Here is a 17833-nt window from a genome sequence, read left to right as displayed (position 1 = left end):
GGCTGTCATCCTTACGGCAGCAGGGTGCCGATGCGATCCAGTTCGGCTTTGAAGCGAGCGCGATCCTGCTGCAGCTCAGCCAGCGGCAAGGCCAACAAGGCTTCAATGCGGGTACGCAGAATGCGGTAGGCCGTCATGAAGGCAGCATCGATTTCTGCATCGGTACCAGTGACATGGGCAGGGTCTTCCACTCCCCAGTGGGTACGCAGAACAGGGCCGAGGTAGGCCGGGCAGGTTTCACCAGCGGCACTGGCACACACGGTAATGACGATATCGGGCGTGGCCGGCAGATTGTCCCAGGACTTGCTGACATAGCCTTCGGTCGCAATGCCTTCGCGTGCCAGCAATGCCAGCGAGCGCGGATGCACTTGGCCTGTCGGCTGACTGCCGGCGCTCATGGCTTTCCAGCCTGCAGGGGCCAAGTGGTTGAAAGTGGCCTCGCCAAGGATGGAGCGACAAGAATTGCCCGTGCACAGGAACAGGACGTTAACCGGTTGATTGCTCATAGTGGTGTTCTCTTCGATGAGTGGAAATGCGGGATGCGTTAGCAGCAGCTGCCACCTGGCGTGCAGCAGGCTTGCGGTGCGGGCTGTGCAAGGGCTGACTTGGGAGCGCAGCATGCGATAGCCGCGTCAGTGGATGCTTCCGGCTCGCCATGGAAGGTTGGAATGGACGCCAACGAGTGATAGCTTTCCCAAGCAATGCCAGATGGGTCGGTCACCCAGTGCTTATTCGACCTGGCGTAACAACAGCCGGTCTGCGTCTGGGTCACCATGCTGATATCTGCCTGCTGTAGTTGGCTTTGCAGTTGTGCCAATTCTTCTTCGCTCTCCACCTGGATGCCCAGATGATCCAATCCTGGCTCAGCACCCCGCTGTGAAATGGCGAAGTTAATGCGCGGATCTTCCAGCATCCACTTCGCGTAATCGTCCTTCTGCACGGATGGCGCAGCATGGAACAGTGCCGAGTAGAACCGGATGCTGTCTTCTAGATTGTTGACAGCTACGTGGAGGTGAAAGCGCTTCATGGCAAGACTCCTCGTTACCTTACTGACAAGTACCGTCACAATCGGGCAGTGCCGCACCCGCTTCACATGGCTCGCCACGACAGCAGTTCTCGGTCAGATAGCCCAACAAGTCAGTCATCTGGTCGTAGTTGGCCGAGTAGTAAATGAATCGTCCTTCCTGGCGCGCATTCAGCAAGCCGGCACGGCTCAATTCCTTCAGGTGGAAGGACAGCGTGGCATTGGCTACGCTTAAGCGCTCTCCGATCTGACCAACAGCCAAGCCTTCCGGTCCTTGTTGCACCAGCAAGCGGTAGATCGACAAGCGGGTTTCCTGCGCCAGAGCAGCGAGTAGGGTGACAGCGTTTTTCGTTTCCATGTTTCTATATTCATCGAATCGTAGCAATTGGTCAAGTATAATTCCAAAAATGTCGAAATGACAGGCCGGTCAGCCTGGCAGATGCGATAAGGCCACCTCTCTTGCTGAGGGGAAATGTTGTTCATCCCTACGAAAGGAAAATCCGAATGAAGTCGATCATCACTCGTGCCGCAGTTCTGGCTGCCCTGCTAGCTCCTGCCATGTCGGCTTTGCCGGCCTATGCTGAACAACCTACGATGGAGGCTGTAGACATGGCGCTGGCTAACCAGGTCAAAGCCGCACTGGATCAAGATCCGGACTTGGCGAAGCTCAACCTAGTGGTAACCAACCAGAAAGGGGATATCACGATTGAAGGCACCATGACAGACGACCAGCAAATGGCGCGTGCCGGTGAGATTGCTCAGAATGTGCCGGGGGTAAAAAACATCCTCAACAACATGATGATGGCTAAATAAACATTGTTATCGGCGGGTGCGACGTGCCAGGCAACATCGCACCCTGCACGCATACTGCTTTATATAAGTGCAGCTCTTCTTTATGCTCCCAAAAGCTGAATTCATGATCAGCAAATGACTCTGAGCGGTCCTGATCTCTATGCACTTATTTTCACAACAACCATCCGCCATCCTGGTGCGCCCCCGAGTTTACATCGGTGACGGTATCTCGGTTGGCCCAGGCAAAATCGACTTGCTACGCAAAATCGGAGAAACCCACTCTATCTCGGCAGCGGCCAGAGCGCTCGGCGTGCCGTACAAGCGGGCATGGCTACTGATCGACTCGCTGAACCAAGGCTTTGTCACCCCGGTAGTAGAAACCGCAAAAGGCGGAAAAGGCGGTGGTGGTGCGCGGCTGACAGCGCTTGGACAGCAACTTGTCACGGCCTATGATGCATTGGAAACGCGACTGAACCTCGAAGCTAAGGATGAATTAGCTGCTCTGCAGCGTTTGGTCGATCAGCCTACGTCCGATTGACTATGGCTGGCCATGCCCAATTTCATTATGCTATTCGTTATGTCTTTTTTGACCTAACGATTTGGTGCCCCATGAAATCAGCCAAGTACCTGCTGTCAGTCTGCACATTGCTATTCTCCCTATCGGCGCATGCCGAGAAAGTCACGATTGCCGCTGCTGCCGACCTCAAGTTCGCAATGGACGAGATTGTCGCCACCTTCAAAAAGGCCACTCCAGCTGATGATGTGGACGTGGTCTATGGCTCCTCGGGAAAATTCCAGACCCAGATTCAGCAGGGTGCGCCTTATGATTTATTTTTCTCCGCAGACATTACGTTTCCACGTGAGCTAGCCAAGGCTGGCTTTGCCGCATCGGAGGTCAAGGCTTACGCTGTTGGCAGTATTGTGCTGTGGAGTGCAGACATGGATGCCCGCAAGATGACGCTCGCCAGCCTAGCCGATTCAAAAATCACCCATATTGCCATCGCCAATCCCAAGCACGCCCCATATGGCAAGCGGGCAGTTGAGGCCCTGCAAGCAGCCGGCCTCTGGGCAAAGGTCGAGCCGAAGCTGGTTTATGGCGAGAACATCGCCCACACCGCACAGCTCGTACAAACTGGTAACGCTCAAGTCGGCATCATTGCCTTGTCTCTGGCGGTCAACCCTGAGCTGGCAAGCAAAGGGGGATATTGGCTAGTTCCAGATAAATTGCATACGCCATTGGAGCAAGGCTACATCATCACCAAACGTGCAGAAGGCAATGCCTTGGCCAAACGATTTGCTAACTACATGGATAGCAAGCCGGCCCGTGCCGTGATGACCAAGTATGGCTTTGTCCTGCCGGGCGAAGTCGCTGGCAAGTAGCCCTATCATGAGTATTAATTCCCGTAATGGCCAAGGCTTCATTGCCGGATCACTGATTGGCACACTGGGCGGTTTGATCGGCTTGGGTGGCGCAGAATTCCGCTTACCGGTTCTGGTCGGCTTGTTCCGCTTGGGTACGCTTGAAGCTGTCATTCTCAACAAGGCAATGAGTCTGGTGGTGGTGACCGCCGCATTACTGTTTCGCGGCGGTACCATCTCGCCTGGCATTCTCATGGCGCATCTTGATGTTGTGTTGAACCTGCTGGCGGGTAGTTTAGTTGGCGCGTGGTGGGCGGCAGGCCATGCCATCACTTTGCCCCGGCACTGGCTCAACCGCATCATCATGGTGCTGTTGGTCGGCCTCTCGCTGGTCATGCTGTCGGAGGCGTGGGCTGGTATGCATGCTGGCGCGACGCCACTGTTCGAGGCAGGACCGTCGCGCTTCGTGGCCGGCTTGGTGGCCGGTTTAGGTATTGGTATCGTGGCCGCCCTGCTGGGCGTAGCCGGTGGCGAGTTGCTGATTCCTACCATCGTGTTGCTCTACGGCCTGGATATCAAGCTCGCCGGCAGTCTGTCGCTGATGGTCAGCTTTCCGACGATGGTCGTTGGTTTCGCCCGCTACAGCCGTGCTAATGCTTTCTCTGTACTGCGGCAGGAAAGTCAGTTGATGCGTTGGATGGTAGCAGGTTCGATCCTCGGTGCGGCAGTGGGGGGCATGCTGCTAGGTTTGGTGCCAACAGGTCTGCTGATGGGCTTGCTCGGTGTCGTCCTGCTGGTTTCTGCCATCAAGACCTTCCAGCACACACACTAACCAGAGGAGAGGTAATGCTGTCTGATAGTGACCTGCAGGCGATCTGGCTGACTGTGCGCTTGGCGGGTACCGTGACCCTAATCCTGCTGCTGGTAGGTACGCCCATTGCTTGGTGGCTGGCTCGCACGACGACCTGGTTGAAGCGGCCAATCGGTGCTGTGGTGGCATTGCCCTTGGTGCTGCCGCCTTCAGTGCTTGGCTTCTATCTGTTGTTAGCAATGGGACCACACGGTTTGATCGGCCAGCTGACCCAAGCATTGGGCATCGGACCGTTGCCTTTCACTTTCTGGGGCTTGGTCTTTGCCTCGGTGTTTTACTCGCTGCCCTTCATGGTACAGCCGCTACAAACCGCCTTCGAGGCCGTCGGCGACCGTCCACTGGAAGTGGCCGCTACCCTGCGGGCTTCGCCACTGGATGCCTTCTTTACCGTAGTTGTGCCGTTGGCCGTACCGGGTTTTTTGACGGCCTCGATCCTGACCTTCGCCCATACCGTGGGCGAGTTTGGGGTGGTGCTGATGATCGGCGGCAACCTGCCCGGCGTTACCCGTGTGGCCTCAGTACAAATCTACGATCATGTTGAGGCATTCGAATACGCCCAGGCGCACAACCTTGCAGCGGTGCTGCTGACCTTTTCCTTCCTGGTGCTGTTAGCTCTATACGCCTGGCGGCCAGCCCCGAAGAATGGAGCTTGAAATGACCGCAATAGAGGCACGTTTCCGGCTTGACTGGTCGGAATTCGTTCTTGATGTCGATCTCACTTTGCCGACACGGGGTGTCACAGCACTATTTGGGCCATCCGGCTCGGGTAAAACGACGCTGTTGCGCTGCATCGCGGGTCTGGAGCGAGCATCACAAGGACGACTCACGGTCGGGGGAGAAGTCTGGCAGGATGCCGGACACTGGCTACCGACCTACAAGCGGCCAATAGGCTACGTGTTCCAGGAAGCCAGCCTGTTTGCACATCTGACAGTGATGGGCAACCTGCGTTATGGGCTCAAGCGCCTCTCAGGTGAGCAGCAGGTAAGCCTGGACCAAGCCATCGAGCTACTGGGTATTGGCCATCTGCTCAACCGAAAAGCAGATCACCTGTCTGGTGGTGAGCGTCAACGAGTGAGCATTGCGCGGGCGCTAGCCGTAAGCCCGCGTCTGCTGCTGATGGATGAGCCGCTGGCGGCACTGGACCTGAAACGCAAGCAGGAGATCCTGCCTTATCTTGAGCGTCTGCATGACGAGCTGGACATTCCCGTGCTCTATGTCAGCCACTCTCCGGACGAAGTAGCCAAACTAGCCGACCACCTTGTGGTCATGGACAGTGGCCGGGTGCTCGTAAGTGGACCGCTAGCCGATACCCTGACCCGCCTCGATCTGCCGATCCGGCTAGGCGAGGATGCTGGTGCCATCCTAGATGCCACAGTAGAAGCGGTGGACAAGGAGTGGCACTTGGCACGTGTGGGCTTTACCGAGGGAGGTAGCCTGTGGGCGAAGGATAGTGGACTGTCGGTCGGACAGCCGGTGCGGGTTCGCGTGCTTGCCCGTGACGTAAGTCTGACTTTAGATTTTCCGGAGCACAGTAGCATCCAGAATATCCTGCCTGGCATCGTTGATGGGATCGCTGATGACGACCATCCCGGTCTGGCTTTAGTGAGGGTGCGGGTTGGCCGTAGCATGTTATTGGCCAGGCTAACCAAGCGTGCTGCTGCGTCATTGGGTTTGACCATCGGGCTGGCATTATGGGTGCAGGTAAAGTCTGTTGCACTGATGGAGTAGGCTGTTCTGGCTGATGCGAGCGTAAATGGGGAGCGGCGGAAGTCCTGTGTAACCTGCCATTGCCCAGTTCCCTGTTGACCGACAGCGTTGGCCGGACATACTGTCGAATGTAATCCAGATTTTTTCAGCCCTATATCACCTCCTTGAACACGCACATCGACACCCACTCCGGGTGTCCTTTATGCCCTGGCCTCCGTCTTGACGGGGGCCATTTTCATTGGAGTGATCTCATGTCCCATTTCATCGAATCCATGGCCTTTGTCGGGGCCACACCCTGGCACGGTCTGGGCAATCCGCTTTCTCCTCAGCAGCCGCTGGAAGTGTGGCTAACTGAAGCCGGTATGGACTGGCGTATCGAGCAGAGTGATGTCTTGTTCAACGTCGCGAACGACGGCATGCACATCCGGCCGTTTGCCGATTCCAAGGTGCTGTATCGCTCGGACTCTCTGGCCCCACTGTCGGTGGTGTCGCCGCGTTATAAGGTGGTGCAGCCATCGGAAGTGCTGGAGTTCTATCGCGACCTGGTCAGTGCCGGTGGCTTTGAATTGGAAACCGCTGGGGTGTTGAAGGGTGGCCGCAAGCTATGGGCACTGGCCAAGACCGGGCAGGAAGCCATGCTCAAGGGCGGGGATCGGGTGAAGGCCTATCTGCTGCTGGCCACCAGTTGTGACGGCACGCTGTGTACCACAGCCCAGTTCACCTCAGTACGGGTGGTGTGTAACAACACCCTGCAGATGGCAGTGAAGGACCGAACCGGTGCGGTGAAGGTGCCCCACTCCACTGTCTTCGACCCGCAGCAGGTGAAGGATGCGCTGGGCCTTGGCCTGTCTTCCTGGGACCGATTCATCGGCAACATCAAGCAGCTGTCGCAGCGTACTGTGTCACCGGAAGAGGCTTGCCAGTTTTTCCGCGAAGTATTGGATGAGCCATTGGTGGAAGGCACGGAGGATGCGGTCACCTCCAAGGCGCTGCAGCAGGTGTCGGCACTGTATAGCGGCGGCGGCATGGGCTCGCTGTTGGCGGGTACTCGTGGTACTGCCTGGGGCCTGGTGAATGCGATGACCGAGTATGTCGACCATCGCCGTCGTGCCCGTAGTCAGGACTACCGGCTGGATTCGGCCTGGTTCGGTCAGGGGGCCCAGTTGAAGGGCAAGGCGCTAGAGCATGCTTTGGCCTTGGTGGAGTGATGCCATGGCTTCCGTGCAATCCATTGCCTTGACCGCTGCCTGTCTGACAGCGGGAATGCGCGACTTCTGCACCTGGAATAGCCTGGGTGTGGCATACGACGGCCCGGATCCCGAGCGCAGTCTGCTGGTGATCTGGGGTGCTGGCTGTCTGGAGCTGCATGCCGAGCTGGTGCAATACGCGCCGATGGTGGCAGCACTGGCGGATACCTTGTACGACCAGCTGGATCAGGCCGCACCGGGGGTGTGGCACTACGAGGTGACCGAAGCCCTGGGCAGTGCCATTGCCGAGTGGTTCGTCTTGCATGATGGCCTGCCCCCTTCCCTCGATTGGGTCAAAGCCTGCCTAGTACGCTTGGCTGGGGAGTTCATGCTGCGGGGTCAACCACAACAGTGGCCAACCATCCGGCAGATCCTGCTGACGCTCTCTCCTGAGTTGCCGGTGATTGTGCCAGTTGTACCTGGCTGAGTGTGGTTTTGGTCTGATTCTTTCCCGCTAGTTCTCCTGGTTCTGTTGTCCTGCTCTCTGCTGTCGCTTCTCTCGTTTCTGATCTCCCCGTTTATTTCATCCATTGCCCGGTCAGCCTTGCTGCCGGGCTTTATGCCTTTATAAGGAGTGTTTTGCCATGGCTGAACGCTACGCACAGGCCATTCGTCTGGCCTCTACCCTGAAGTTGTCTCGTGATGAATGGCTGCGCATTCGGCAACTGGGCATTGGTTCGTCTGATGCCGCTCCGGCCGTTGGGCTGTCCCCGTACAAGTGCCCCTTGTCCTTGTGGCTGGAGAAGACCGGTCGCAAGGAGCCGGAAGATCTGTCGGAGAAGGAGCCTGTCATCTGGGGCACGATTCTGGAACCTATCCTGGCCCGGGTATATTCCGAGCGGACTGGTCGCAAGGTACGGCGGGTAAATGCGGTACTACAGCACGCTGAGCACCATTTCATGCTGGCCAATCTGGATCGGGAGGTGCGTTGCCCAGAAGAAGGCTGGGGCATCCTGGAAATAAAGACCGCCAGTTACCACTCTGCGCCGCAGTGGGAAGAAGGCATCCCGGTGGCCTATCAATGCCAGGTACTGCATCAGCTGGCCGTCACCGGCCATGACTGGGCCGATGTAGCGGTGCTGATCGGCGGTCAGGATTTCCGTATCTATCGAGTGCTACGTGATGAGGACAAGATTGCCGATCTGATCGCCCGGGAGACAGTGTTCTGGCAGCACGTGGTGCTGGACACTCAGCCGGCACCGGATGGCTCGGATGATGCAGGTGCTGCGCTGTCCTGGCTGTTCCCGCGTGATGATGGCCAGACCATCGACCTGTCAGAATCGATTGAAGGTAATCGGCTGTTCTCTGCCTTGTTGGCGGAGCGTCAGCGGAAGGAAGAGGCCGAAGCGAAGGAAGCGGCCATCCGCCAGCAGATCCAGAACGTGCTGGGTCATGCCTCTGCTGCGGTCTTTCAGTCAGGTCGTATCACTTGGAAGCGGTCCAAGGATCGCGTTGCCCCGGATGTCGAACGTCTGTCGCAAGACCATCCCACCCTACTCGCCCAGTACAGCAAGTCCATTGCCGGTTCCCGGCGCTTTGTCATTCAAACGGAAAGGAAAGCATCGTGATTAAAGGCCTCGCCATTACCCCGCCCGTGATCGGGCGTATCAGCATTGGCAAGCTGGTGCAGAAGCAGGAACGCTGGTTGCCGGAGAAGGACGACAGCTTTTCATTGACCACCCAGGTGCAGAGCCGGGATGGCTGGTTACTGCATCCCTTGCACCAGGCGCTGTCAGAGCAGGCGCAGAACGGCAAGATCCGCGCCATTCCGATCCAGCTGCTGTTCAACGACAGCGAGCTGAACCTGCGGGCCGAATACAGTGCCTTCGACCGGAATAATGGTCGTCCGGTGTGTGTCGGTAACGGAGAAACGGCACGACGGGTAACCAGTCAGGGCATGGAGGAAATTGGGTGTGCCGGGCCGGACCGTTGCCCCTTGGCCAAGGAGCTGGGCTGCAAGCTGTATGGCCGGCTCAACGTGCAGGTGGAAGGTCAGCAGGATGAGCTGGGCAGCTTCATCTTCCGCACCACCGGTTACAACTCGGTACGGACATTGGCAGCACGCTTGAAGTATTACGAAGCAGCCAGTGGCGGTAACACCAAGCATCTGCCGCTGTTACTGCGTCTGCGTGCCAAGAGCACCACTCAGTCACACCGTACCCCGGTGTACTACGTGGATCTGACACTACGCGATGGACAGACCCTGGCCGAAGCGGTCAGTACCGCCCGCAAGGCTGCTGATGAACAACTGGAAGCAGGCATCGACACCGCCGAGCTGGAGCAAGCCGCCCGGCTGTTGCTGCAGAACGGTCAGTTCGAAGATACCGAGGAGGAAGTACCTCAGTTACTGGAGGAGTTCTATCCGGCAGTGGAAGGCAGTGCCGAGTCGGAGGAGAAGCCGAAGGCGGTGTCTCGCCCTACCCGGCTCACCTCCAAGCTGGGTGCAGTCAGGACGGCTTAGCCAGCCGGTTGGTCAATTGTTCCACCATCGTCAGCACCATCTCCCGATCTTCACTGTCCAGGCGGGCCAACATCTGTGCCAGGTACTGCGCCTGCTCGGCAGGGCGATTGCTGGATTCCACCAGCAAGGATGAGGCGTCGCAGTGAAACAGGCTGGCCAGTTCCAGCAGGCGCGCCACCGTCGGCATCACCAGCCCGCGCTCCATGCGGGATACCGCCTCATTGCCGATATCCAATTTTCCTGCGACCTGGTCTTGGGTCAGTCCTGCTTCCTGCCGTCGTGCCGCAATCGCTTTGCCAACGCTCACGGCCAGGGGGTCGGGTTTCTTCTCTGCCATCGTAGTCTCCATTCAACCCAAATAGTCGCAAGACAACCCATTGACATGAAGAACCCGTTGCGTTGAAACTCATCTTTATAAGTTGAAAGTCAACTTGAAAGACAACTATTTACTTTGTTAACAAGGAATCACTCCATGTCCTGCACTTATCGCACCCTGGTTCTGGGCAGCGCCCTGACCAGTCTATTACTGCTGACCGCCTGCTCCGGCTCCAGCTCGCCATCCACATCTGAAGCCAAGCAGGCCATCCAGAAGTCGTTGGGTGACTGCAGCATTGTCACCATCAGCAATTTCGACAAGGTTAACGGCATTGCTGATGGAGATAACCGTTACACCCTGCAGGTGAAGTACGCCTTGGAATTCGCACCGCTACCCGAGAATGCCAAGCTACTAGATGACATGAATGCACAGCTATCCAGCCAGACCGACTGGATGCCATGGCAAAAGAATGAATTCATCGTCAAGGTACGCGAGCGCATCATGGCCAACTTGCACCGCACCTGCCCGAACATGCCGCGCAACGTCTACGGCGACTACTCTCAAGCCAATATCACTTCCTACGCCAGCACCATCCACATCGACTACACCTACGACAATATGCGCATGGTGAAATCTGACAATGGTTGGGTAAGTTTCTAAGCAGGGAAGGACCGCACCATGCTCAATAGCTTGCTCCCGCCACGTCGTCATCCCATGCAGCTGCCTTTGCTGATAGTGGTCGGTGTGCTGTTACTCAAGCACGCCTCCGCTGACCGTATCGGTTCGCTCAGTCTGTTACTGCTCGGTATTACCCTGGGGGATAGCCTGCACCGGCAAGAGCCAACACCACCCAGGCCAGATCGCTAGGCGCGCTATTCATTCATTCGATTGAATTTGCTATCCCACACCAAACGCCATCTCCACCGAGGTGGCGATTTTTATTTCATCTATTGAAAGTGAGGTCTGACATGCGCATGCCCGCCAACCCTCCTGAATCTACCCATCCACTGCAAAGCTGCCTTAGCCAATGGCTGGACAAGCAAACCCGCCATCTGTCAGCAGATTACCGCCAGTACCTGCAGGATGAACTGCAGAAGATCGTCAGCTACCAGGCCACCATTGGCGTGATGGGCAAGAGTGGCACCGGCAAGTCCTCCCTGTGCAACGCATTATTCGGCCAAGAGGAAACAGCGGTCAGTGATGTGATTGGTGGTACTCGTTACCCACAAGAAATCACCTTGGCCTATCAATCAGGCCGGGGCATCTCGCTGATCGACATGCCCGGTGTCGGAGAAAGCTTGGAGCGCAATGAGGAATACCGCGAGCAGTACCAGGCGCTGCTGCCGGAACTGGACCTGATCCTGTGGCTGATTAAAGCCGATGACCGTGCCCTCAGCCTTGATCAACAGAGCTATCAGGAATTGCTGCAGCCCAATCTGGCCGACCACCCCATCCCGGTACTATTTGTAATCAGTCAGGCCGACAAGATCGAACCCTGCCGGGAGTGGGATGAACAACTGCATCGTCCAGGTCCATTGCAACAAGAGAATTTGGCTCTGAAACAGCGGGTGATCGCCGAGTCCTTCAACATCCCAGCCAGCCACATCTGCGTGATTGCCGCTGCAGAAAACTACGGCTTGCCAGCATTGGTGGAGAGCATCGTGCGAGTGTTACCGCATGAGAGAAAGTGGGGAGTGGTACGGGAAACGAAGCCGGAACAGATCTCCAACACCACCTGGCAACTGTGCCTGGCTTACCTGTGGCAGCTACTGCGTAGCCGCCTGGGTGACCTAGCCCAGAAGGGCAAGGAAGTGATGACCGACAAGCTCAGTGCCCTGTGGGGAAGCTGAGCTGGTGGTATAAAGCACCCCCCTGATGAGGAGTGCTTTTTTTTTGCGTGATTGATGGGGAAATTGATTCTTCTAGAAACGCCTCTACCACACAAATCTGCACATTTATTCAGTCCGTCGGGACAGGGACCGTTCACATCGCAAGCCTGTTGCTATTTTGCTAGGGCATTGAAAACATGCTAAGTCTGCCGCGTTCTAGCAAGAATAGCAGCCGAATACCCGCTTAAATCACTCTTTTTACCAGCCTATGGTACCCATCGACCACCGGCAATCACCGTACACCGCCCCCCGATCATGCACACAATAAAATATGCAAAAGCATATTTAGGAATATTTTTCAACCTGCCTTACGATGAGTTCGTCAACCCGATAAACCTGAGGAGGCGAAAATGTCCACCAATATTACTCAGTACACCATTTGGCGAAAAACCAAGGTCATGGAAGCAACGAGCCTTGGAGCCACCAGCCTGTATAACCGCATGAATAAAAACAGCCAGTGGTATGACCCTACCTTTCCCAAGTGTTTCAAACTGAGCGGGAGCACGGCTAGGAACGCTGCAAGTGGGTGGTTGGCTATTGAAGTTATTAAATGGATACAACAAAAAAAAGGTGTAGTCGTCAACGATAGCTAAGTATCACTACCCGGCCAGTAGCCAACAGCTAACTCAACAAGACATATCAATTAATAAAATGAGGAATCAGCCTAATTCCCATAAGAAACTGTTCGGGACACGTAAACTATGAACAAAACAGACTTACGGTTCTTATGATATTAATTAGTATTACTTAGTTAACTATCTACAGCTAAGCATTAGCACACCCTATACCACCTATACCTACTGATCATGGCTGTCATACTACATGTGACAGCCAGGCATCAGCAATGCATACCGATGCATGGATAGCGCATGAACATACTCACACCAATTACCTCTCAACAAGGAGTGATTGAAATGAAAATAAAAGACCAATCAGAAGATGAAGCTATCTACTATAAAAATAGCCTTACTTTCGATGGCTCCAATCTGATTGAACTTCACAGCGATGGAAATTTCATCAAGCTAATCAAAGAAATTGATGACTTGATGAAAGAAATTGCAATAAGCAATGAAGTACACTTTGATATTACTGATGCCAAAAACAACAGATCAAAAAAGGCGAAATGCAGTTCAGTAGGTGATAAGCTGATTGAACTAATCCGCAAGAACATTCGTTTAATACCTACTTACTTTTGCAAACACTCCACTTCCCCACGGGTATACCTTTTCTTTCGCATATTAAGGAGGAGATTAGAAGCCATCACAAGTGCAATAAAATCAGGACTAACGATCGATGAGCTTTCGAAAATAACGTTCATCTTAGCAAGAGCCTTGCATTGGATGCAGTATGTAATGCGTCATGCAAAGTTCAAAAGAGCTGTCAGAAGCCACGAAAACACTTCTCAACAGAATCTGCGATCTGTCGTTAAGTATATTATTGCACTTTTCGAAAAGCACTCTCGGCTACTCATTCTTCGAATTGATTTATATTTCTTAAAAAAATACTACGAATCAATTACACCGCAACTGAACAGAGTTTACCTGGACAAATTCCTACGAGCGCTTAGTGAGAACCGGATCGTACCCGACGTTGTTGGATATATATCCACAACAGAGTTTGGATACATTCGTGGATTTCATCAACATGTATTCATTGCTCTGAACTCCAACGAGCATCAGCGGGACATTTTCCTCACAGAAGAAATTGGGAAGTACTGGACAAATTGCACTGATCAAAAAGGCAACTATAACAACTGTGCAAAAAGAAAAGATGAATATAAGTACTGTGGAGTTGGTATGGTTCATGTTAGCGAAACAGACAAACTAAAAGGTATCCGCTTAGCGATTGCCTACATGGTCAAAGGTGACTACTACGTTAAAACATTGCTGGAGAAGCAAAGAACACTACGAAAGGGGGTGATGCCAAAGATGAAGAACAAGATGGGTGCACCAAGAAAAAATCCAGAAGATACGGCCAATATGTGCCTTATCTTACAAGGTAAATTTTAATTTAACACGGAGATCATCATGTATAGCTTTGAATCAGTTACTTCATCCCTCCCCCCCGTCCTACAGGATGCGGCGATAAAGCTCTACCAAGAAAAAGGCATAGATCCTGCAGCAACGGCCACTGCACTACTAACGGCAGTTTCACTGGCAGTCACTCGGTGCTACAACGTCGAAGTTGAACCTGGATTCATCATTCCACCTGCTCTATTGGCTCACGTTATAGCTGAATCTGGCTTCGGAAAGTCTATTCTTGACAACTATTCAGCAATGGCATTCAAGTCGCACGAAGAAGATGAAATAAAATCAACTAAAGCGCTAGAAAAGGATAAAAGTGGAGAAATAGCATTATGGAATATCAAGAAAGGTTCATTAACTTCAATATATACAAAATTAATAAAAAAGGGAGAAGATACCAGCAGCATTGAAAGTGAAATAAAAACACACGAGAAAATCAAACCTACCACACCGACGGCAGATAGAATTTTAATCAGTGATGCAACACCTAGTTCAGTAAAGAATTTTTTTGCAGGAAATGAAAAGACTGGCGGGATATTTGTATCTGAAGGTAACTCGGCCTTTAAAGCCGGAAGGATATTTGGAGAACCTGAACTGATCTGCAATCTCTATGATGGCACATCATTTCATGTTGACAGACTTACTACTGGCTCCATGGCATGCAGAAGCCCAGCAGCTGCTATGTTAATTTTTTCACAGCCAGATATTTTTAAGAAGTTCGACAACCGTCATGGTGAAGAAATGCGCAGCGTAGGACTATACGCTAGATCATTATTTTACTTTCAACAACAAAACAATGGCGTGTATAACTTTGGGTTTCACTCTTCATCCAAAAATTGCATTGAGGACATACAGGAAAAAATTCGTTCATTACTGAGAAAATCAAAAAATGAACACGACGAAAGCACCACTAATAGAAGAACAATAAAACTAAGTCCAGAGGCCTCAAGACTATATGAAGAAACAAAGCGTGAAATTAAATTTTTAACCAACCATCAAAACAGCCTGTGCGAATTTAAAGATTTTGCAGCAAAAACAACCAACAACATGGTACGTATTGCCTGCATATTTCACATACTGGAAAACAAAAATGGCGACATTGAATACAACACCATGTTTCGCGCTAAAAATCTTAGTGAATGGTATTTTAATCAAGCCATTCAGTACTTTGACAAAACAAATGAAATAGAAAGAAAATCGACAGAATTATACAATTGGATATGCAATGACATAATCAAGAGAAAAGTTTTTCAAATAGAGAAAGTAAGATTATACCAATACACCCCAGCATCGCTTAGAGGAAAAGAAACAATATCACCTTTGCTGGAAAATCTTAAAATGAAAAAACTTATTACAGAACAAAATATACCTGGCATTGGAGCCATCGTAAGAAAATTTGACTATTCAACAGATGCCGGATATTAAACATCGCCATCCTTCTTTGCGAAGGATGGCGCTAAACATTTCGCCACCCGCTCAGCCAATATAGGTTTAAAACCATACTTATTCAGTTCTTCCTTTAAATAATCCTCACTACAAAGTCTATTACTAAACTTATTGGACAAATAATTTATAACTATCAATTTTGTAGTAAAGCATTGATGCCTATCCCCAATCAACACATCAGAAGGAAGATCCTCCTTATTTATTTTCCTGTAACTCTCCCTTGCCCGCTTACTCTGATATTGCTCACTCCTATTAAGAACAGTAGCAAATTGATTCGCATCATTCTTCTTAAAACTTACACCGCTCACCGATTTTGATTGAATCAAACTTACAATCTCATCTTTCACATACTTTTTCCCCAAGCCATCTTTATAATACTCATAGGCACACAAATTCAAGATTGTTACGTATGGATTTTCAACAATTAATTGACTTGTTTCAAATTTAGAAAAATAAACATTTTTTAATTTCTCAAAATCAATAGCCAACACATGCAGATCCGAAGACTGCACCTTTAAATAATCAAAAAACACATACAATCCATACTTAGGAATTTTCCTACCATCCGGAGCAACAAAATAACAATTCGAATAGTTAAATAATCTTGTCTTTCTTTCCAATGAATTACCAATCAAAACCTCATAAAATCTAGACAACTCAATCCACTGCTTTGAAAAAAGCTCTTTAACTTCGTCCCTGCTGATTTTCAAATATCTTACATTATCCAATTCAATAGGATTTTCAATTTCGTTGACCCGTCCTTCCATACGCCTTTTAATAACGTGAATTGTTTCATAAACAGTTCCTTCCGCATACACTCTAAAATCGGCCTGCCGCTTAACAAAACAATCAATTTTGTTATCAACAATTAATTGTAAAACATCAGAAACAGGAATATTCGCACCCAAAGAACAAATAATTTCATTCATGGATAAAATGCTATTGGTCATATTTTCTACCCTCACATTCACTTTGCACAAAGACACTCCAAGCATCCATCATGCTACGTCTTTGTTCAAGCAGGTCCGTGCGATGATATGCGGCCTCAACTTTGTTCTGAACCGTATGTGCCAACGCACGTTCGGCGAGATCCCTGCTGTATCCATGCTCACTGCACCAATCTCGAAAACTTGAACGGAAGCCATGGGCCGTAGCAATACGGCCCGGGGTATCGCTTGGTGCCTCCACACGTCGCAGGAATGAAGTCAGCACCATATCCGACAGTGCCGTTTGGGCGCGGGGAGATGGAAATACCAAGATTTCATGTGTACCACGGCAGCACTGCAGAATCTGCATTGCCCTCTTTGAAAGTGGGACGCGATGTACCATCTTTGCCTTCATGCGATCAGCAGGTACTGTCCAAATCGCAGCATCCCAGTCAATCTCTTGCCACATCATCCCGCGTACCTCTCCAGAACGTGCTGCAGTCAATATCAGGAACTCCAGCAGCAGACGAGTAACATCAGGTCTACCACCAATGCAAAGATGCATTGCAATGAAAGCAGGAAGTTGTCGCCACGGCATAGCTGGTTGATGTTGGGTCCTCACCGATTTGCTAGGCTGCGCTGGCAATAAATGATGAACGACATCAACGGGGTTCGACGTACACAAGCCGTGTGCCCAGCCCCATGCCATCACTGCATGAATACGCTGTTTGACTCGACTTGCCGTTTCCGCTTTATCAAGCCAAATTGGACGTAGTACATCTGCGACATGACTTGGAGCAATTTGATCAAGTGCAAGTAAACCTAGCTGAGGAAATGCATATTGATCCAGCGTATTTATCCACTGCTGCCCATGCTTGTCATTTTTCCAGCTAGGAAGAAGTTCCTTGTGCAACTGCATTGCCGCTTGTTCAAATGTAAGTGGGGACTCAGCCTCTTCTCGCTTGGGTTTCACTTCCAGAGGATCAACTCCCTGGCGGATTTGCTCTCTCATAGCAATCGCGATCTTGGCTGCTTCCGCGATAGCCACTTCAGGATAAGCACCTAGCCCAGCATTACGACGCTTGCCCGTCTGGGGGCTTACATAGCGCAAAACCCACTTTCCTCGCCCCTTGCTACCCGAGGGATGCAGACACAGTCCAGTCACCGCACCATGAGATATAGGTTTATCTTCCGGCTTTAAGCTTCTGGCTTTGGTATCGGTAAGGATCGCCATGGATCTAATGTCCTTGCTTTGGTCAGTATGCCACCCAGTATGCCACCAACCACTGCATCTTGCTGCATAACACAAGCTTACCTTGTTCAACAAATACATATAAGCCTATGTTTTAATATGGATTATTGAACATGCCAGGATGTGAATGAACAATAAATGAGCGGACTCCCTCTCCGCCAGACCAACATTTAAGCCCTTGAGCAATCAAGGGCTTTTTTGTTTTTCCGCTGTCCTCGTGACACATCTCACTCCTAATTTCCAAGATACCAGGCTACCCACAGCCAAATCACCCTGCCCCTGCGATACCGTAGATGCCATCCTGATGGCAAACCTTCCCTGTCAGCTGCTGGAAAGTGCCCGGCATTGGTTTTCTCCTGCCATTGCAAGCCATGATCTAATACTGTCCTCAGGCGCAATTTAATTGCGCAGACCTTCCTGAATGAAGCATCAGTCTGAATTTTGCTGCATAGCACCAATATCGTGCAGATTTTCTAACCGTTCCGCATGACTGCCATATTCCTGCATCAAAACTGTGAA

The 17833-nt window shown here is 51.7% G+C and carries 22 protein-coding genes; 16 read left to right on the top strand and 6 right to left on the bottom strand.

The window, feature by feature from the left end; all coding sequences use genetic code 11:
* Positions 1-11: 11 nt before the first annotated feature.
* The 3 genes from ACE3SE_RS08880 to ACE3SE_RS08870 are packed head-to-tail and all read right to left on the bottom strand — an operon-like array spanning position 12 to position 1382.
* Positions 12-506, bottom strand: a complete 495-nt coding sequence (locus ACE3SE_RS08880) for an arsenate reductase ArsC (protein WP_374554727.1) — start codon at positions 504-506, stop codon at positions 12-14.
* 38 nt (positions 507-544) lie between these two features.
* Positions 545-1027 (bottom strand): ArsI/CadI family heavy metal resistance metalloenzyme, encoded by a 483-nt coding sequence (locus tag ACE3SE_RS08875; protein ID WP_374554725.1) that lies wholly within the window; start codon positions 1025-1027, stop codon positions 545-547.
* 19 nt (positions 1028-1046) lie between these two features.
* Positions 1047-1382, bottom strand: coding sequence for an ArsR/SmtB family transcription factor (locus ACE3SE_RS08870; RefSeq protein ID WP_374554723.1), 336 nt, complete (start codon positions 1380-1382; stop codon positions 1047-1049).
* Between the two features lie 146 nt (positions 1383-1528).
* Here ACE3SE_RS08870 and ACE3SE_RS08865 point away from each other — a divergent pair, with 146 nt between their 5' ends.
* The 10 genes from ACE3SE_RS08865 (at position 1529) to ACE3SE_RS08820 (ending at position 9461) form a co-directional block, all read left to right on the top strand.
* The gene (locus ACE3SE_RS08865; protein WP_374554721.1) at positions 1529-1837 is read left to right on the top strand and encodes a BON domain-containing protein; all 309 of its coding nucleotides are present in this window, start codon (positions 1529-1531) and stop codon (positions 1835-1837) included.
* Between the two features lie 232 nt (positions 1838-2069).
* The gene (locus ACE3SE_RS08860) at positions 2070-2354 is read left to right on the top strand and encodes a winged helix-turn-helix domain-containing protein (protein WP_374554719.1); all 285 of its coding nucleotides are present in this window, start codon (positions 2070-2072) and stop codon (positions 2352-2354) included.
* A 71-nt stretch (positions 2355-2425) separates the two neighbouring features.
* The gene (modA, locus tag ACE3SE_RS08855; RefSeq protein ID WP_374554717.1) at positions 2426-3196 is read left to right on the top strand and encodes a molybdate ABC transporter substrate-binding protein; all 771 of its coding nucleotides are present in this window, start codon (positions 2426-2428) and stop codon (positions 3194-3196) included.
* A 7-nt stretch (positions 3197-3203) separates the two neighbouring features.
* Positions 3204-4007, top strand: a complete 804-nt coding sequence (locus ACE3SE_RS08850; protein WP_374554715.1) for a TSUP family transporter — start codon at positions 3204-3206, stop codon at positions 4005-4007.
* Positions 4008-4021: 14 nt separating this feature from the next.
* The gene (gene modB / locus ACE3SE_RS08845) at positions 4022-4699 is read left to right on the top strand and encodes a molybdate ABC transporter permease subunit (protein ID WP_374554713.1); all 678 of its coding nucleotides are present in this window, start codon (positions 4022-4024) and stop codon (positions 4697-4699) included.
* A gap of 1 nt (position 4700) precedes the next feature.
* On the top strand, positions 4701-5774 hold the full coding sequence (modC, locus tag ACE3SE_RS08840; protein WP_374554711.1) for a molybdenum ABC transporter ATP-binding protein: 1074 nt from the start codon (positions 4701-4703) through the stop codon (positions 5772-5774).
* 230 nt (positions 5775-6004) lie between these two features.
* The gene (locus ACE3SE_RS08835) at positions 6005-6961 is read left to right on the top strand and encodes a DUF932 domain-containing protein (protein ID WP_374554710.1); all 957 of its coding nucleotides are present in this window, start codon (positions 6005-6007) and stop codon (positions 6959-6961) included.
* 4 nt (positions 6962-6965) lie between these two features.
* Entirely contained in the window at positions 6966-7427 is a 462-nt protein-coding gene (locus ACE3SE_RS08830; RefSeq protein ID WP_374554708.1) for a hypothetical protein, read from the top strand.
* Between the two features lie 157 nt (positions 7428-7584).
* On the top strand, positions 7585-8568 hold the full coding sequence (locus ACE3SE_RS08825; protein WP_374554706.1) for a YqaJ viral recombinase family nuclease: 984 nt from the start codon (positions 7585-7587) through the stop codon (positions 8566-8568).
* Complete coding sequence (locus ACE3SE_RS08820) at positions 8565-9461, top strand: recombination directionality factor (RefSeq protein WP_374554704.1); 897 nt, start codon at positions 8565-8567, stop codon at positions 9459-9461. The genes ACE3SE_RS08825 and ACE3SE_RS08820 overlap by 4 nt, the downstream gene beginning before the upstream one ends.
* On the opposite strand, the gene ACE3SE_RS08815 is transcribed toward ACE3SE_RS08820, so the two are convergent.
* Entirely contained in the window at positions 9448-9798 is a 351-nt protein-coding gene (locus tag ACE3SE_RS08815; RefSeq protein WP_374554702.1) for a helix-turn-helix domain-containing protein, read from the bottom strand. The genes ACE3SE_RS08820 and ACE3SE_RS08815 overlap by 14 nt on opposite strands.
* Positions 9799-9933: 135 nt before the next feature.
* On the opposite strand from ACE3SE_RS08815, the gene ACE3SE_RS08810 reads away from it, so the two are divergent.
* The 6 genes from ACE3SE_RS08810 to ACE3SE_RS08785 all read left to right on the top strand — a co-directional run bounded on the left by ACE3SE_RS08810 (position 9934) and on the right by ACE3SE_RS08785 (position 15115).
* Positions 9934-10437: a hypothetical protein gene (locus ACE3SE_RS08810; protein ID WP_374554700.1), complete on the top strand. Its 504-nt coding sequence runs from the start codon at positions 9934-9936 to the stop codon at positions 10435-10437.
* An 18-nt stretch (positions 10438-10455) separates the two neighbouring features.
* A complete protein-coding gene (locus tag ACE3SE_RS08805) occupies positions 10456-10644 on the top strand; it encodes a hypothetical protein (RefSeq protein ID WP_374554698.1) in 189 nt (62 codons plus the stop codon).
* 101 nt (positions 10645-10745) lie between these two features.
* On the top strand, positions 10746-11627 hold the full coding sequence (locus ACE3SE_RS08800) for a GTPase family protein (RefSeq protein ID WP_374554697.1): 882 nt from the start codon (positions 10746-10748) through the stop codon (positions 11625-11627).
* Between the two features lie 389 nt (positions 11628-12016).
* Positions 12017-12259, top strand: coding sequence for a helix-turn-helix transcriptional regulator (locus ACE3SE_RS08795; RefSeq protein WP_374554695.1), 243 nt, complete (start codon positions 12017-12019; stop codon positions 12257-12259).
* Between the two features lie 276 nt (positions 12260-12535).
* Positions 12536-13675 (top strand): hypothetical protein, encoded by a 1140-nt coding sequence (locus ACE3SE_RS08790; protein WP_374554693.1) that lies wholly within the window; start codon positions 12536-12538, stop codon positions 13673-13675.
* An 18-nt stretch (positions 13676-13693) separates the two neighbouring features.
* Positions 13694-15115 (top strand): DUF3987 domain-containing protein, encoded by a 1422-nt coding sequence (locus ACE3SE_RS08785; RefSeq protein WP_374554691.1) that lies wholly within the window; start codon positions 13694-13696, stop codon positions 15113-15115.
* Here the strand turns inward: ACE3SE_RS08785 and ACE3SE_RS08780 are convergent.
* The gene (locus ACE3SE_RS08780) at positions 15112-16065 is read right to left on the bottom strand and encodes a hypothetical protein (RefSeq protein WP_374554689.1); all 954 of its coding nucleotides are present in this window, start codon (positions 16063-16065) and stop codon (positions 15112-15114) included. The two genes, ACE3SE_RS08785 and ACE3SE_RS08780, sit on opposite strands and share 4 nt — an antisense overlap.
* A gap of 10 nt (positions 16066-16075) precedes the next feature.
* Complete coding sequence (locus ACE3SE_RS08775) at positions 16076-17296, bottom strand: tyrosine-type recombinase/integrase (RefSeq protein ID WP_374554687.1); 1221 nt, start codon at positions 17294-17296, stop codon at positions 16076-16078.
* Positions 17297-17833: the final 537 nt, after the last annotated feature.

The sequence above is a fragment of the Aquitalea pelogenes genome (assembly GCF_041914625.1).
Taxonomy (GTDB): Bacteria; Pseudomonadota; Gammaproteobacteria; order Burkholderiales; family Chromobacteriaceae; genus Aquitalea; species Aquitalea pelogenes.
The sequence above is the reverse complement of the archived record's forward strand: the minus strand, read 5'-3'. Positions and strand labels throughout refer to the sequence as shown.

Bases quoted from the DNA above. Each gene is read 5' to 3' on its own strand.
- ACE3SE_RS08880 (WP_374554727.1), bottom strand. From the start codon at position 506: ATGAGCAATCAACCGGTTAACGTCCTGTTCCTGTGCACGGGCAATTCT.
- ACE3SE_RS08875 (WP_374554725.1), bottom strand. From the start codon at position 1,027: ATGAAGCGCTTTCACCTCCACGTAGCTGTCAACAATCTAGAAGACAGC.
- ACE3SE_RS08870 (WP_374554723.1), bottom strand. From the start codon at position 1,382: ATGGAAACGAAAAACGCTGTCACCCTACTCGCTGCTCTGGCGCAGGAA.
- ACE3SE_RS08865 (WP_374554721.1), top strand. From the start codon at position 1,529: ATGAAGTCGATCATCACTCGTGCCGCAGTTCTGGCTGCCCTGCTAGCT.
- modA (WP_374554717.1), top strand. From the start codon at position 2,426: ATGAAATCAGCCAAGTACCTGCTGTCAGTCTGCACATTGCTATTCTCC.
- ACE3SE_RS08850 (WP_374554715.1), top strand. From the start codon at position 3,204: ATGAGTATTAATTCCCGTAATGGCCAAGGCTTCATTGCCGGATCACTG.
- modB (WP_374554713.1), top strand. From the start codon at position 4,022: ATGCTGTCTGATAGTGACCTGCAGGCGATCTGGCTGACTGTGCGCTTG.
- modC (WP_374554711.1), top strand. From the start codon at position 4,701: ATGACCGCAATAGAGGCACGTTTCCGGCTTGACTGGTCGGAATTCGTT.
- ACE3SE_RS08835 (WP_374554710.1), top strand. From the start codon at position 6,005: ATGTCCCATTTCATCGAATCCATGGCCTTTGTCGGGGCCACACCCTGG.
- ACE3SE_RS08830 (WP_374554708.1), top strand. From the start codon at position 6,966: ATGGCTTCCGTGCAATCCATTGCCTTGACCGCTGCCTGTCTGACAGCG.
- ACE3SE_RS08825 (WP_374554706.1), top strand. From the start codon at position 7,585: ATGGCTGAACGCTACGCACAGGCCATTCGTCTGGCCTCTACCCTGAAG.
- ACE3SE_RS08815 (WP_374554702.1), bottom strand. From the start codon at position 9,798: ATGGCAGAGAAGAAACCCGACCCCCTGGCCGTGAGCGTTGGCAAAGCG.
- ACE3SE_RS08810 (WP_374554700.1), top strand. From the start codon at position 9,934: ATGTCCTGCACTTATCGCACCCTGGTTCTGGGCAGCGCCCTGACCAGT.
- ACE3SE_RS08805 (WP_374554698.1), top strand. From the start codon at position 10,456: ATGCTCAATAGCTTGCTCCCGCCACGTCGTCATCCCATGCAGCTGCCT.
- ACE3SE_RS08800 (WP_374554697.1), top strand. From the start codon at position 10,746: ATGCGCATGCCCGCCAACCCTCCTGAATCTACCCATCCACTGCAAAGC.
- ACE3SE_RS08795 (WP_374554695.1), top strand. From the start codon at position 12,017: ATGTCCACCAATATTACTCAGTACACCATTTGGCGAAAAACCAAGGTC.
- ACE3SE_RS08790 (WP_374554693.1), top strand. From the start codon at position 12,536: ATGAACATACTCACACCAATTACCTCTCAACAAGGAGTGATTGAAATG.
- ACE3SE_RS08785 (WP_374554691.1), top strand. From the start codon at position 13,694: ATGTATAGCTTTGAATCAGTTACTTCATCCCTCCCCCCCGTCCTACAG.
- ACE3SE_RS08780 (WP_374554689.1), bottom strand. From the start codon at position 16,065: ATGAATGAAATTATTTGTTCTTTGGGTGCGAATATTCCTGTTTCTGAT.
- ACE3SE_RS08775 (WP_374554687.1), bottom strand. From the start codon at position 17,296: ATGGCGATCCTTACCGATACCAAAGCCAGAAGCTTAAAGCCGGAAGAT.